The following is a 13,685-nucleotide window of genomic DNA, read 5'->3' as shown; positions in this document are numbered from 1 at the left end:
TAAATATAATTGTTGTATCCTTACAGAAAAAATTGAGCGATTGCTGTTTGGTTCAAAACTGTTGAACCATTAGGTAGATATCCAATAACAAAGGGAAGTAATTGCGGGGGAAGTGAGCCTGGTTTTGCAGCTAACAATTGGTTGATATCGTGTAGTTCAATTTCGTTCACCGATTTCACAACCAATCCAAAGTAATAACTATCAGCCTGAAGAACAATAGCGATTGGCTGTTTTGACAGTGGAACTTGCTCAAATAAAGATGTACCACCAATCAACTGCTCCAAGTCAACCAACCACAACATTTCGCCACGCCAGTTGTAAACTCCCAGAATGCTATCAGGCGTCTCTGGTACGCTTAAAACTTCATCTAAATTGATCCGTAAAATTTCTGTAATTTGTTCAAGAGGAATTAAACTTGTCCTATATGTGCCAATAGGAAAACTTAAAAAACGCTGTCGATTATCGTCAGCATTTACATGAAAAATGGATTTGCTTAAATTAGCTGTTGTTAAAACAGAATCTAGTGAAGGTAGCATTAGGCTAATTAGGATATAAAATACTAGATAAACAGTTCCTGTCTAAACAAAAAACTATCTACCTTATCTGCATAATTTTAGAATTCCCAGAAATTTGGTCTTAATAACAGAATTACAGAAAAGTTTGTAAAAATTTTGGGCTCGCTCAGAAAATGTTTGTAAGTCTTACAATATGGTGGGTATTACCCGCTGTAATAAATTTTTATACTGGTAGTTTAATAACGAACTCAGAACCCTGACCGATAGTAGAATTAACTTCAATAGAACCGCCATGTCTTTCGACGACAATTTGATGAGCGATTGCTAATCCCAATCCCGTTCCTTTACCAACAGGCTTTGTTGTGAAAGCATATTCAAAAAGCTTCTGCTGAATCTCTGGTGAAATACCGACTCCGTTATCCCTAATACGAACAACAACCTTTAGGCGATCGTCACTTAAGCTTGTTTGAATCCAAATTCGTGGATTTTCTAGATCGGGTAAGTCATGTTCCTGAGTTGGTTCTCTCAAAGCATCAATTGCATTTGCTAACAAATTCATAAAGACCTGATTTAATTGCCCTGGTAAGCAATCGATTGTCGGTAAATCTCCATAGTTCTTTATAACATCAATTTTGGGATACTTACTATAAGCTTGGAGCCGATGTTTGAGGATTAAAAGCGTACTTTCCAAGCCATCATGAATGTTAAAAGGAACCATGACTTCAGTATCATTTCGAGAAAAATTTCTCAAGGATTCACTGATATCTTTAATTCGGCTCGTACAACCTTGAATCGAAGTTAAAATATTAGGTAAATCTTCAACTATATATTCCAAATCAATCTCTTGAGCATGTTTTTGAATTTCAGTATCGGTAACTTTTTGTTGGTAAAGCCGGATATGTTGAACCAGTTCTCTAACATAAGTTGATGCATAAATAGTATTAGCACTAATAGAACCAATAGGATTATTAATTTCATGAGCAACACCTGCAATCAATTGTCCCAGCGTTGTCATTTTTTCTTTTTGTATTAATTGAAGTTGAGATTCTTGTAACTGTTGTAAAGTCAGTGTTAATTGTTTGGTTTTTTCTTCTAGTTGCTTGTGCAAATGTTTGAGTTTGATGTGAACGTTAACTCGCGCTAAGACCTCTTCCTTTTGTAAAGGTTTAGTAATATAATCTACTGCTCCTAAATTTAATCCCCTTACTTTATCTTCTACCTTCGACAGGGAAGTCATAAAAATAATCGGTATATCACGTGTTGCTTCCGATGCTTTCAAACGACAGCACAGTTCAAAACCATTCATTTTTGGTAGGACAACATCTAATAGTATTAGGCTCGGAGAGATATTGACCAATTGTTCTAAAGCACTTTCACCACTATTAGCAATCACAACTTTGAAACAAAACTGTTGCAATATGCCCAACAAAAATGCTGTATTTGTTGGGCTATCGTCAACAACTAAAATTATATTGTTCTGAGATAAGATCATGGCTTGCTTATTAGCAAAAGCATATTGTTTTAAGGAATTGTTAAAAATACCAATTTATGACTAGTAAAATGGTGATGGCAATGACAAAAGTAGGTACCTCTACTACTATCACACTTATAATTTCTTTCTTACCTAGATAGAAATTTATAGATATGTCAGAAATAGAATACTGTTTGGTTTATTATTAGAAGGAATTCTAAATTCTAGATTAGCTACATTTAAAATAGTAAGCATCAGTGAAATTACACAAAATAGGAAAAATACTTATTGCATAAAGTCTTCTCAGACGGGAGTTGGGTATTACCAATAGACGTGATGAAAATGTGAATTGAAGTCATAGCCAAAAAAAAGATCGGCCTAGATTTTAGTTAATTATTCCATATTTTTAGTTAGTTATTTATACTTCACTATCAAAAGCAGAAATATCAGCTAATAATCTTAAAAAACTTAAACTTATGACATAACTTATAGACTTCAATAATAGTAATAAGATTATACTTAATTTCTAAGCCTATTGTCAGAGCAAAAAGCAATAAAAAGTCGTTGAAAAAAGTTTAAGCAAAACAAATGAAGCGCTCAATAGCTGGAATTGCGGGAATTGTTGCGATCGCCACTCTCATTAGCAAACTCTTTGGGTTACTGCGATCCACTTGTGTTGCAGCAGTTTTTGGAGTTGGTCCGGTTGCTGATGCATACAATTATGCCTATATTATCCCCGGATTTTTGTTAGTCTTGCTTGGTGGTATCAATGGTCCTTTGCACAGTACTCTAGTGAGTATTTTAGCTAAGCGAGAAAAATCAACTGCTGCTCCTTTGGTAGAAACCATCACCACCCTCACAAGCTGCATCTTACTTTTAGTAACAGTTGGTTTGATTGTTTTTGCAGATTTTTTCACTAATTTAATAGCCCCTGGTTTGGAACCACAAGTTAGAAACCTCGCTGCACGTCAATTGCAGATCATGGCTCCCATTGCTCTTTTATCGGGGTTTATTGGCATTGGCTTTGGGACTCTGAATGCAGCCCAACATTACTGGCTTCCTTCCATTAGCCCAATGCTATCGAGTGTGACTGTCATTATTGGGTTGGGTTTTTTAGCCCTAAAACAAAGAACCCTTGCTAATACACCTGACTCTTTCCTGCTAGGAGGCTTGGTATTAGCAGGAGGAACCCTTGCAGGTGCTGTTTTGCAATGGCTCGTTCAATCGATCGTACAGTGGCGGGAGGGTATGGGGACTTTACGCCTGCGCTTTGACTTTTATTCTCCTGGGGTGAAAGAGGCGATCGCAGTTATGACCCCTGCCATCTTATCTTCCAGCATGACCCAAATTAACATTTATGTAGATTTATTCTTTGCTTCTTACATTCCTCATGCAGCTGCGGCGCTCAATTATGCTGGGCTACTTGCCCAAACTCCCAAAGGTATCCTGACTAGTGCCTTATTGATACCATTTATGACCGTATTTTCCCAATTAACAAAACCAGAAGATCGATCGGCGTTAAAGCTGCGGCTTCGGCAAAGCATTACAATCGCAGCCCTCACCATGTTACCTTTAGGAGCTTTGATGATAAGTTTAGCCGTACCAATTGTCAGAGTTGTGTACGAGCGCCAAGCATTTGACTCCAATGCATCCAAACTGGTTGCAACTCTTTTCATGGCTTATGGTTTGGGAGCTTTCACCAGTGTAGTTGTCAGCGTACTCGTGCGAGTCTTTTATGCTTTGGAAGATGGGCAAACACCTTTTCGCATAACTTTAATAAATATTTTACTGAATATAGGACTCGATTACTTGCTAGTCAAAGCATTTGGAGCACCCGGTTTAGTTCTTGCATCCATGGCAGTGAATTTAACAGCAACAATAATGTTATTGTGGTGCTTGCGTCGCCAACTCAACGGTTTAGCTTTGCGAGAATGGAGTTTACCCATACTTGGTTTAATTGGTATGAGCGGAATCGCAGGGCTTACTTGTTGGCTTGTAAGTTGGGCTTTTGAAGTTTTTTGGAGTAGCGAAGGAATAGCGAGACAATTATTGCAATTAAGCCTTGCTAGCAGTATCGGATTAGGAGTGTTTGCAGCTTTAGTAAGTGTTATGAAACTGCCAGAAGTTGAGTTATTGGTGAATCGTTTGAGAAAGAAATAACTTGAATAGATTGGAACTAATGAGCCATCAAGATGGTCTCACGATAAGTCGCTACGCGTCTACTCATTGAGATGATCGACTTCAGAACCAACACAATTATAAGATTGAGGCTGACTCAGTTAAAAAGTGTAGCTGTAGCAATGTTAATGAGTGTTGCAGCTGTACTCCTCTTGTGGTTTGCTTCTCCCTTACCCAAAATGCTTGCCCAACCACAAGTAAAGATTTTTGAAAAAGTTTGGCAAACTGTAAACGAAAACTTTTACGACCCCAATTTTAATGGAGTGGACTGGAAGGCAATGCGGAAAAAGTATGAACCATCCGCAGCAAATACCAAGTCCAGCCAAGAACTGGCTGTAGTTATCAATCAAATGCTGTCTGAGTTGCAAACATCTCACACTCGTTTCTACATAAAAGATGAACCTGCTTACTATCAGCTTTTGGGTATTTTTCAAGCAGGGAATCCTGAGTTTCAAAAGCAGTTAAGAAAGTTTTTTCCAAAAGGTAAGATTGAATACAGTGGCATTGGTATAACTACCAAAGATATCAACGGCAAAACTTTTATCAGCACTATACTCGATAGTAGTCCTGCTGCTAAAGCTGGGTTAAAAGTGGGCGACCAATTGCTGAGTGTAGGCGATCGCCCTTACAAACCCATTGAGTCTTTTGCTGGTAAAGCGGATCAAAACGTCACGTTGTTAATTCAAAGAACCAGTAATGCGAACAGCCGCCAAAAAATTACCGTCATTCCCAAGCTGCTAGACGCAACCACCATGTTTAAGTCAGCACAGCAAGCAAGTACCCAAACGTTCGAGCGAGATAGCAAAAAAATTGGTTACGTTCACATCTGGTCAAATGCAGCAGATCCAGATCAAGAACAGCTACGGGAAGACCTTATCTACGGTCGTCTCCGAGAAGCAGATGGTTTAGTTTTAGATTTACGAGATGGCTGGGGTGGAGGAGACATTAGCTATCTCAACATATTTACAGCAAAAGCAGGACCAAGTGTTACCAATATTGCTCGTGACGGTAGAAAATATACATTTATTCCTCAATGGAAAAAACCTGTTGTCATGATAATTAATGAAGGAAGCAGAAGTAGTAAGGAAATTCTGGCATATGCTTTTCAGCAACATAAAATAGGATCTGTTGTTGGTTCTAAAACAACAGGCGCAGTTGTTGCTGGTCGTCTTTTTCTCATGGATGATGGTAGTTTCCTTTATTTAGCGGTTTCCAACGTATTTCTTGATGAAAACCAAAGGTTAGAAGGTAAAGGAGTCACACCAGATATTAGCGTTCCCTTCTCATTAGAGTATGCAGAGGGTAAAGATCCTCAAAAAGAGAGGGCTATAGAGGTTTTGCTGTCAACAATGAAGCAACGCAGCTAATTAACAACAACTCAGACTTCCCCTACCATTGTTTGCTTCCGGTCTTTTTTCTTTAGTTGTTCCCTATTATACAATTCTATTTCCTCTCATATAGAATTGGTCTTAAGCGGATTTATTCCTTGTTTAAGACGAAGTTATGAACCAAGAGCAGCAAGATCGAGTTAACTCTCAAAAGACAGCAAGGCAAGTATTTGCAATTATTTCATATTTACAATTTAGTATTCATTTGATAGCTTATTTTGCTAGTTTTATGAAGCTTATTATTATTGAAGGAGGTGGATACTATAATTTTAGAATTCTAGTTTTTATTGGAATAAGTATTATTTCTATTTTGCTTTTCTTGGCAAGCATTTTACTTATCAAGCGGAGTATTAGGCTTTCGATAAAAAGACTAGTCTGGGCTTATTTTTTTCATGCTATTGTCCTTGCCTGGAGTCTTTTTATAGTCAAAGTTAGTTATTTTATGTGATACCATTTTTGTATAAAGATACATCTGAATATCTCATGCTTTAATCTACCTGATGTCAGTCTATCTACACAGATTGGGATTCGCATTACTAACAACAAATCAATTCAAGAGTGTTTTTGCTCAAAAACCACCTTGATTCCAACACTTATGGGAGAGGGTGATTTAATTTTAGGACAAAATTTAGGTGGCGGTAGTCATGGGTGGGTTAGCCCTACTGAATCCGATTTTCATGCTTGTTGCACGGGCGAAAGCGTAACGTTTTTTGTTAACGCACACGTTGAGAGGCGAACGGATGGATTGTTGAACTTGCATGAAACAAACACGAGCAATTTTTGACTAAACCTTATTTTACAAGCTTTTTGGCTATAGAGATTTTGCTAGCAACAGTTAAACAACGCAGCTAGTGATATAATAGAAACCCCATTTGAATTTGGAGATAACTTGATTGTTCGCGTTAACTTTCAAAATCCTGTTTCATACAAGTTCCCTTTTCATGAGAATATGCTGAGGGTTAACTGCGTAAAATACCTAATGTGCAACAGTCGAACAGGTAAAACTATATGGACGTTTTGAAGATTAAAAAAACGATTATGAGTGACTTGCTAGAACTTAGCGGGTTATCTGAATTCAAAGGCAAAGAGGTAGAGATTACGATTTCTCTAGTCACCCAAGAAGCTACTCAAACTTCCCGTACAAGGAAAAATTTTATGAGATTTGCAGGAATTGCGGCTGACATGGCTGGTACTCTAGAAGACTTGGAGAAGGATGTTACTGCAAATAGACAACTCGATTTGCAGAGGCTCTCAGAACAGTGAAAAAAGCATTGTTAGACACCAATATTCTTTCGTATTTCCTTAGAGGGAAGATTGAGGTTGTCACTAAACTTAATGAATACAGTCAATTCTATGAATATCTTACGTTTTCAATTCTAAGTTACTACGAAATTAAAAGTGGCTTATTGTATAAGGACGCAAAAAATCTTCTGTCTAAATTTGAAGAGCTTGCTAATGAAAGCGAAATTCTTCCCTTGACAGTAAAGACCATGAATATTGCTAGTAAGATTTATGTAGAGTTGAGAACAAAAGGACTACTTATTCCTCCTATAGATATTTTGATTGCTGCTTCATCTATCGAATGCGGCTATCTTCTTGTTACAGCTAACACCAAGCATTTTGAGAATATTTCAGATTTGACGGTAGAAAACTGGGCTGAGTAGTTGACTGGGCTAGTGCAGTTAAGTGTCCACTATTAGCGAAACTCAACTGTTGTTATTCTCTCATACCAATTTGAAATAAAGAATGCGACGGTAGTTGGGCAAAATTTAGCCCTGGTAAAGCTTTCTCAATCCACGCATCCACCCATCTAAACTCCAAAATGGTATAACTTTGGAGAGGAAATTCCAGGACAAAAAATAAAGTGTCTTCAATCTCGTTCATTTCGGTATGCTTTTAGCCTTACCGTGTTATGAGTTAATGGATGAGTGGAGAAACACTCTCTTCTCCAAAAAACGCAGTCAATTCCTCAATTAAGGCTTGGGGTATTGGAATACCAGTTAACAATCGCTCTTGGCGTGTCATGGCTTCTAGTTCTCCAGGATAGTAGATGGGTTGGTTGGGGTCAAGACGGGGTGTTTCTTTGAGAGAAGCGATCGCATTTTGCACCCGTTGCTCAAACTCATTGCGATCGGTCCACGCTTCCACATCAAGCACCCAGAATAAATGTCCGGTACCGTTCGCACCATCGTGGATTGCTTTATTTTTAAACATTGCTGCTACCGTACCTAACAAAGGACCGCAGAGTAAATCCGCCACAAATGCCAAACCAGAACCTTTGTATGATGCTGGTAAATTGACTGCTACCTGCTTGGGATTATCCGTTGGTTCTCCTGCTTCCGTAAGCCCCCAACCAAAAGGTATCGGTAAACCTTGGTAAGCAAAGTGCTTAACTTTACCACCGCTTACTGTCCCTGCTGCCATATCTAAAATAACGGGTTGCGATGTACCTGTAGGGATTCCCCAAGAAATGGGATTGTTACCCAGTTTTGCCTTTGTTCCTCCATAGGGAGCTAAGTCTACAGCACTCGTATCGCTAGTTGCAAAGCCAATTGTACCTGCTTCTGCTGCCATGCGAGTATAATAACCTGCCATCCCAAAGTGATTGCTATTACTGACTCCCACCACCGCTATCCCATACTGACGCGCAACTTCAATCGCTTTTTCCATTGCGACTTTACCTGCGTACTGTCCGGGAGCGCGATCGCCATCAATCCGGATCGTTGTTGGACGTACTGAATTGACAGACAAATTTGGTTTTGGGTTAATTCGCCCGCTTTGCAAACTTTTCACATAACCAAAAATTTGCTGCAAACCGTGGGAATCCATTCCACAAAGATTTGCCTCCACCAAATGCGTTTTCAATGCTTCTGCAACTTCCGGTAACAATTCGTAGGGAGAGAGAACTGCATCAAAAAAATTATGCAGGGATTTGACTGAAATCTTGTTGTAGCTTGACATGAGGCTGATACACATCTAATGTGCGGTAATTAACTTGCCATCCTGTAGTTGGCTCTTCCAATTGGCACGCGTAACGGAGCGTTTCTACCCGCCAACCAGGCATTCCATTCGTCTGAGGTGCGGGGAGCGTTTCCAAAACTTGAGAAGAAACCTTTACTTCTACTGGCTTTGGCTCAGTTCCCCAAACACTTGCTACAACCAAAGCCTTTTCACTTAACACCTGCAATTGCAAACGTAAAGAAACTTGGTTGTTGTTCCTGACAATTAAGTTTTTATAACCATAAGCTACAGTTGCATCTTGACCCAAAGTAAAAAAACGAGTGTCTCCATGAGCATCAATTGAGTGATTGTGACGTTCTAGAATTTCACAGTTTGCCCATAGTAAAGCCTGAAATAAAGTCGTAGAAATTTGACACAACCCACCTCCAACATCAGTCATCAATCGATTACCCACTAAAGTTGGACCTTCACGGAAACCATTGGCAAGAGTTGGACGCGGTACGCGGTTCCAAAAGTCAAAAATTTGCTCTGGATTCAGAGTCAATCCATCAATACCCTTTGCCGCCAGTTGCATATTCCAAAAACGGTTTTCATTGACTTGGGGAGAACCAGAACGTTGTTTAATTGCAGTACTAATCTCACTCCATTGATAGCAATAATCAGAAGATGGCTCTGAGTCTTGTTTGCGAGGGTAGTAAAACACATAACCCCGCCATAACGATTGAGCATCTTTAATTTTTTGACGAATCAACGCTTTCAAACTTGGGGTTAGAAGCTGTAACATATTAAAAGCTCAGAAATCATCAACATTCATTGATGACAGAATTTCCTTTGACACTCTCCGCCCTATAAGGGCGAAGATTCTTCAATCACAGACCCAACTTGCTGATACAGGATTTCTCCAGTATGAGTAGAGGTCGAATCTCCTGAAGCGTTCGGATAGTAGATCCAAGTTCCCGTATGCCCTACGGTACTCAAGGCTAATTTCAGAATATTGATAGCGGCATTCGAGTCTCTATCTATGACAAAGCCGCATTCGCAAACATGGGTTCTTGTAGATAGAGATTTTTTGACTATTGCGCCACAACTGAAGCATTCTTGAGAAGTGTAGGCGGGGTTAACCGCAACAGTTATCCTGCCAAACTTCACCCCAAAATACTCCAACCATTTTCTGAATTTATACCAACCAGCATCATTAATAGATTTAGCGAGACAGTGATTTTTCACTAAATTTTTAATCCTCAAATCTTCATAGGATACCAAGTCGTGAGATTGGATTACGCAACGCGCCAGTCTCTTGGCGTGTTCTTCACGTTGCCTACTTATTTTGAGGTGTACTCGCCCTAATTTATTAATAGCTTTCTTACGGTTGGCAGAGCCTTTCTTTTTACGAGAAACGCGCTTTTGTCTAAATTTTAGACGTTTCTCTCCTGTGCGATAAAACCTTGGGTTAGGTTCACTATGTCCATTGCTGTCGGTATAGAATTCTTTAAGTCCTACATCCAAACCAATGGTTTTCCCTGTGGGTTGTGTTTCTAATTTGTTGTCTACACTAATCAGAAATTGAACATAATACCCATCAGCACGACGAACTAATCTAACTCGTTTTACCTGTTCTAATTGGTAGAAGTTTAAATCCCATGTTCCTTTCAGCTTGAGCGTACCAATACCTTTTTTGTCGGTGAAGGTTATTTGTTTCCTGGTCTCGGAAAGTGACCACCCAGAGGTTTTATACTCCACTGAGCGAGAATTTTTCTTGAACTTTGGATATCCCTTTTTACCCGGAACAGACTTTTTGCAGTTGTCGTAAAAACGAGCAATAGAACTATAAGCCCGTTCAATAGAAGCTTGGCAAGCACTAGAATTCAGAGCTTTTACAAATAGGAATTCTCTTCTCAATGACTTACTAAGGCGATACATTTCTTTTTGTCCCACGCCTCGATTATCCATCCAAAAACGGATACTCTTATTGCGAACAAATTGAGCCGTCCTAATCGCCTCATCAATGGCAGTATATTGAGTCGTTTTCCCTTTGGCTTTGAATTCTAAAACAATCATTTTCCGTGGAAAACTTCTACGCAAAATATTATAACACAAATAAAGTCGCCCTAGAAGGGCGAGGCTTTAGACCCATTCTCTTGGTAACTTAGCAACTAGCGGCGGCAAATCGCGAGTCACAATATCCTAAATGATGTCAAGATTAACATCAAAGTAGGCATGGCTCAGCCGATCTCGAGTTCCAGCAATTTGTCGCCAAGGAATATCAGGTATGCTGTCTTTAGTTCCTTGAGAAACGTTTTTGGCTGCTTCACCCAAAATCTCAATCAGCCGGACAACCGCCAGTGCCAGCATAGTATCGGTATCCAAGTCAGCGCGATTACGTCCTTGTGTGAATGCAATTGCCTGATTTGCTGCATCCAGTATATGCCGCAAACGTACCTTATCAGTTTTTGACATACTGCACTTTGGCTTCTGCTAGTACTCGATCTCGGAAGTAACGGCTGATATCTTGGGGAGTGTTAAGATCAACTTTTCTCCCTAACAGCATAGAGAGTTCATCCTGAATATCGATGAAGGCAAAACCTGGGGTGTATCCGGGTTCAAACTCAACTAAGATGTCAATGTCACTATCAGGGCGGAAATCATCCCGCAGGATGGAACCGAATAGGGAAACTTTGCGGATGTGGTAACGCTGGCAGATTTCCGCAATTTGGTCATTAGGAATTTCAATAGGTAATTGGGTAGTTATTCCTGCCATGTTGATTGTGGCTTGTGAGGGGTTATTGGGGGTTAAACTCATTCTAAAGGTGAGAACAGCAGATTTTTCAAGTGACAATAGGTGCAACAAATAATTGGAATGATGCCTATTGTAATTATTTTTAGCTCTTGTGCCATGCCCAAATCATAAAAGTTACAGTTACACCAACAATTTCTGTTTCCGCAAACTTTGAATAGTCGAAATCGCATGTTGTGCCACTTTATCAATTTCTTCAGTCGTGTTGAATCTTCCTATCCCAAATCGCACTGAAGCATAAGCTAACTGTTCTGAATTCCCCAGTGCTGTGAGAACGTGGGAAGGCGCAGTCTTTGCTGAAGAACAAGCCGAACCAGAAGACACCGCCATGACAGATTGCAATCCCAATTGCAACGCAGCACCATCCACACCTTCAACACTGATGTTCAAGTTTCCTGCCAATCGCCGTGTAGGATGTCCGTTCAAATGAATTCCTTCTATCTGAGAAAGCTGTTCCCACAATCTTTGTCTGAGCTGGGTCAAACGTTCCGTTTCTGTCGCTTGTTCTTGTAAAGCTATTTCTACGGCTCTACCAAAACCTGCAATTTGCGGCGTGTATAAAGTACCAGAACGCATTCCCCGTTCGTGACCACCACCATGTTGTTGCGCTGCAAGTTGTACTCTGGGATTTTTTCGGCGAACGTATAAGGCACCAATACCCTTTGGACCGTATACTTTATGTGCTGTCAGTGACATCAGATCGATTTTCATTGCTTGCACATCCAAAGGAACTTTACCGATTGCTTGTGCTGCATCAGAATGGAAAAGGATACCGCGATCGCGACACATTGCACCAATTTCTGCTAGCGGCTGCAACACGCCAATTTCGTTATTAGCAGCCATCACTGATACAAGAATTGTATCAGTACGAAAAGCTTGTTCTAACTCCGTTAAATCAATCAGTCCATCCTTTTGTACGGGAAGAATTGTGATTTCAAAACCTAAGGTTTTCAAATACTTGCAAGGATCTAGGACAGCGCTATGCTCTGTTGCTAAAGTGATGATATGCTGTCCTTTTTGAAAATAAGCTTCTGCAACACCTTTGATAGCTAAGTTATTTGCTTCTGTTGCACCGCTAGTAAAGATAATTTCTTCTGGTGTGGCGTTGATGGTTGTCGCCAAAATTTCCCGTGCTTGTTTAACAGCCGCCTCTGCTTCCCATCCATAAACATGACCGATGCTAGAAGGGTTGCCAAAGTGTTCTGTAAAGTAAGGTATCATTGCTGCTAGCACCCGTTCATCAATCGGTGTGGTAGCGTGGCAATCTAAGTATATAGGACGGGTAGACATATCTGTTAAATATATATAAGATCGAAATTTTACAACGATACCGTAACACAAAGTCAGAAACCCCACGCATAAATGCGGGGGCTTGAAAAAGCTCTAATCTGACCAGTCGATTTTAGCTAACAGCACGGAGGCGGAGCCTCGCAAGAAAGGCATTCCCAGGCAAAGCCACAGGATCGAGGTAAGACAAAGGACAAAAGAGTCTGATACAGAAGGAAATAATCGGTGCGACTTACAACTTCATAAAACTTACGGTCTCGCTTCGCAAGCCTCTCATATACTCGCCGAGTGATTGCGCTCCCTTCTCAACTAACAATTTCACAGCTTGCGTACCAATAACTGCAATATCAACTCGCCCTTTTAAATATTCAATGTCTTCCTTGGTTTGAATTCCAAAACCAACCCCTATTGGTAAACTGGTTGCTTCTCGAACTCTTTGTATGTAACTGTCAAAATCTTCAGAGAAGTTAGTCCGATCGCCTGTCACTCCCGCACGCGCAACACAATAAACCATTCCGCTTGCCATTCCTGCAATTTGTTGAATTCTTGAATAACGGGTTTTAGGTGTTAATAGAAAAATAGCAGCTACATCATTGTTTTTACAAATTTCTACATATTCAGTGGCTTCTTCTGGAGGCAAATCTGGTACGATCGCTCCAGCAATACCAATTTTAGATGCTGACTTAATAAACTTCTTGACTCCATACTTAAACAGGATATTGTAGTAGGTAGTGATTAAGAACAGAGTCCGGGGATGTTTTTTTGTAATTTCTCTGGCAAACTGAAAACATTCGTGGACTGTTGCTCCATTTGCCACAGCTTCTTGATTTGCCTTAATCAAAATAGGTCCATCTGCTATGGGTTCGGAAAAAGGAAATTGCAGTTCAATCAGTTCAACACCTGCATTCACTAGTGAATTAATGGCAACTCTATTACTATCAAAAGAAGGATACCCAAGAACAACATGAGACATTAATAATATATCTTTTTGCTGACGAGTCTCCACAATACGTTTCTCTAAAGTTGTGGTGACATTAGTGGTAAGTGATAGTGTTTTCATGAGTTATTTCCTCTTTCAATCTATTAATTTC

Annotated in this window: 16 protein-coding genes; 6 read left to right on the top strand and 10 right to left on the bottom strand. The window is 39.8% G+C overall.

The annotated features are described in order from the left end of the window. Positions 1-20: 20 nt before the first annotated feature. Together HC643_RS22435 and HC643_RS22430 are read right to left on the bottom strand one after the other, a co-directional pair. A complete protein-coding gene (locus tag HC643_RS22435; RefSeq protein ID WP_038078444.1) occupies positions 21-536 on the bottom strand; it encodes a chemotaxis protein CheW in 516 nt (171 codons plus the stop codon). Positions 537-738: 202 nt separating this feature from the next. Further along, entirely contained in the window at positions 739-2,007 is a 1,269-nt protein-coding gene (locus HC643_RS22430) for a hybrid sensor histidine kinase/response regulator (RefSeq protein WP_167844733.1), read from the bottom strand. Positions 2,008-2,574: 567 nt separating this feature from the next. Here HC643_RS22430 and murJ point away from each other — a divergent pair. From murJ to HC643_RS22400, 6 genes are all read left to right on the top strand, one after another. Further along, positions 2,575-4,146, top strand: coding sequence for a murein biosynthesis integral membrane protein MurJ (gene murJ, locus HC643_RS22425; RefSeq protein WP_038078442.1), 1,572 nt, complete (start codon positions 2,575-2,577; stop codon positions 4,144-4,146). 146 nt (positions 4,147-4,292) lie between these two features. Continuing rightward, a complete protein-coding gene (locus HC643_RS22420; RefSeq protein WP_202048640.1) occupies positions 4,293-5,531 on the top strand; it encodes a S41 family peptidase in 1,239 nt (412 codons plus the stop codon). A gap of 136 nt (positions 5,532-5,667) precedes the next feature. Then, the gene (locus HC643_RS22415) at positions 5,668-6,000 is read left to right on the top strand and encodes a hypothetical protein (RefSeq protein ID WP_038078440.1); all 333 of its coding nucleotides are present in this window, start codon (positions 5,668-5,670) and stop codon (positions 5,998-6,000) included. Positions 6,001-6,132: 132 nt separating this feature from the next. Then, on the top strand, positions 6,133-6,336 hold the full coding sequence (locus HC643_RS40870) for a hypothetical protein (RefSeq protein WP_202048639.1): 204 nt from the start codon (positions 6,133-6,135) through the stop codon (positions 6,334-6,336). 224 nt (positions 6,337-6,560) lie between these two features. Beyond that, positions 6,561-6,815: a hypothetical protein gene (locus HC643_RS22405; protein WP_038078439.1), complete on the top strand. Its 255-nt coding sequence runs from the start codon at positions 6,561-6,563 to the stop codon at positions 6,813-6,815. Then, the gene (locus tag HC643_RS22400; protein ID WP_038078437.1) at positions 6,812-7,216 is read left to right on the top strand and encodes a type II toxin-antitoxin system VapC family toxin; all 405 of its coding nucleotides are present in this window, start codon (positions 6,812-6,814) and stop codon (positions 7,214-7,216) included. The genes HC643_RS22405 and HC643_RS22400 overlap by 4 nt, the downstream gene beginning before the upstream one ends. Positions 7,217-7,268: 52 nt before the next feature. Here the strand turns inward: HC643_RS22400 and HC643_RS22395 are convergent, their stop codons facing one another. The 8 genes from HC643_RS22395 to trpA all read right to left on the bottom strand — a co-directional run bounded on the left by HC643_RS22395 (position 7,269) and on the right by trpA (position 13,654). Beyond that, entirely contained in the window at positions 7,269-7,436 is a 168-nt protein-coding gene (locus HC643_RS22395) for a hypothetical protein (protein ID WP_153021556.1), read from the bottom strand. Positions 7,437-7,469: 33 nt separating this feature from the next. Next, the gene (locus HC643_RS22390) at positions 7,470-8,513 is read right to left on the bottom strand and encodes an Ldh family oxidoreductase (RefSeq protein WP_038078433.1); all 1,044 of its coding nucleotides are present in this window, start codon (positions 8,511-8,513) and stop codon (positions 7,470-7,472) included. Beyond that, a complete protein-coding gene (locus tag HC643_RS22385) occupies positions 8,473-9,297 on the bottom strand; it encodes a VanW family protein (RefSeq protein ID WP_038078430.1) in 825 nt (274 codons plus the stop codon). The genes HC643_RS22390 and HC643_RS22385 overlap by 41 nt, the downstream gene beginning before the upstream one ends. Positions 9,298-9,359: 62 nt before the next feature. Further along, a complete protein-coding gene (locus HC643_RS22380; protein WP_167844594.1) occupies positions 9,360-10,571 on the bottom strand; it encodes an RNA-guided endonuclease InsQ/TnpB family protein in 1,212 nt (403 codons plus the stop codon). A gap of 126 nt (positions 10,572-10,697) precedes the next feature. Beyond that, positions 10,698-10,970, bottom strand: coding sequence for a HepT-like ribonuclease domain-containing protein (locus HC643_RS22375; protein ID WP_050045286.1), 273 nt, complete (start codon positions 10,968-10,970; stop codon positions 10,698-10,700). Continuing rightward, positions 10,957-11,313: a nucleotidyltransferase family protein gene (locus tag HC643_RS22370; RefSeq protein ID WP_237265926.1), complete on the bottom strand. Its 357-nt coding sequence runs from the start codon at positions 11,311-11,313 to the stop codon at positions 10,957-10,959. The genes HC643_RS22375 and HC643_RS22370 overlap by 14 nt, the downstream gene beginning before the upstream one ends. Before the next feature lie 117 nt (positions 11,314-11,430). Continuing rightward, the gene (locus tag HC643_RS22365; RefSeq protein ID WP_038078426.1) at positions 11,431-12,597 is read right to left on the bottom strand and encodes a cysteine desulfurase family protein; all 1,167 of its coding nucleotides are present in this window, start codon (positions 12,595-12,597) and stop codon (positions 11,431-11,433) included. 229 nt (positions 12,598-12,826) lie between these two features. Further along, a complete protein-coding gene (gene trpA, locus HC643_RS22360) occupies positions 12,827-13,654 on the bottom strand; it encodes a tryptophan synthase subunit alpha (RefSeq protein WP_050045287.1) in 828 nt (275 codons plus the stop codon). Positions 13,655-13,685 lie beyond the last annotated feature (31 nt).

Origin of the sequence: Tolypothrix bouteillei VB521301 (genome assembly GCF_000760695.4) — a bacterium.
Taxonomy (GTDB): domain Bacteria; phylum Cyanobacteriota; class Cyanobacteriia; order Cyanobacteriales; family Nostocaceae; genus Scytonema; species Scytonema bouteillei_A.
This window is presented reverse-complemented; position numbering and strand designations above follow the sequence as displayed.

What these genes read in the sequence shown, in the direction of transcription:
- HC643_RS22435 (WP_038078444.1), bottom strand. Translation starts at nt 536, where the DNA reads ATGCTACCTTCACTAGATTCTGTTTTAACAACAGCTAATTTAAGCAAA.
- murJ (WP_038078442.1), top strand. Translation starts at nt 2,575, where the DNA reads ATGAAGCGCTCAATAGCTGGAATTGCGGGAATTGTTGCGATCGCCACT.
- HC643_RS22380 (WP_167844594.1), bottom strand. Translation starts at nt 10,571, where the DNA reads ATGATTGTTTTAGAATTCAAAGCCAAAGGGAAAACGACTCAATATACT.
- HC643_RS22375 (WP_050045286.1), bottom strand. Translation starts at nt 10,970, where the DNA reads ATGTCAAAAACTGATAAGGTACGTTTGCGGCATATACTGGATGCAGCA.
- HC643_RS22370 (WP_237265926.1), bottom strand. Translation starts at nt 11,313, where the DNA reads ATGAGTTTAACCCCCAATAACCCCTCACAAGCCACAATCAACATGGCA.
- HC643_RS22385 (WP_038078430.1), bottom strand. Translation starts at nt 9,297, where the DNA reads ATGTTACAGCTTCTAACCCCAAGTTTGAAAGCGTTGATTCGTCAAAAA.
- HC643_RS22415 (WP_038078440.1), top strand. Translation starts at nt 5,668, where the DNA reads ATGAACCAAGAGCAGCAAGATCGAGTTAACTCTCAAAAGACAGCAAGG.
- HC643_RS22420 (WP_202048640.1), top strand. Translation starts at nt 4,293, where the DNA reads ATGAGTGTTGCAGCTGTACTCCTCTTGTGGTTTGCTTCTCCCTTACCC.
- HC643_RS22395 (WP_153021556.1), bottom strand. Translation starts at nt 7,436, where the DNA reads ATGAACGAGATTGAAGACACTTTATTTTTTGTCCTGGAATTTCCTCTC.
- trpA (WP_050045287.1), bottom strand. Translation starts at nt 13,654, where the DNA reads ATGAAAACACTATCACTTACCACTAATGTCACCACAACTTTAGAGAAA.
- HC643_RS22365 (WP_038078426.1), bottom strand. Translation starts at nt 12,597, where the DNA reads ATGTCTACCCGTCCTATATACTTAGATTGCCACGCTACCACACCGATT.
- HC643_RS22405 (WP_038078439.1), top strand. Translation starts at nt 6,561, where the DNA reads ATGGACGTTTTGAAGATTAAAAAAACGATTATGAGTGACTTGCTAGAA.
- HC643_RS22430 (WP_167844733.1), bottom strand. Translation starts at nt 2,007, where the DNA reads ATGATCTTATCTCAGAACAATATAATTTTAGTTGTTGACGATAGCCCA.
- HC643_RS22390 (WP_038078433.1), bottom strand. Translation starts at nt 8,513, where the DNA reads ATGTCAAGCTACAACAAGATTTCAGTCAAATCCCTGCATAATTTTTTT.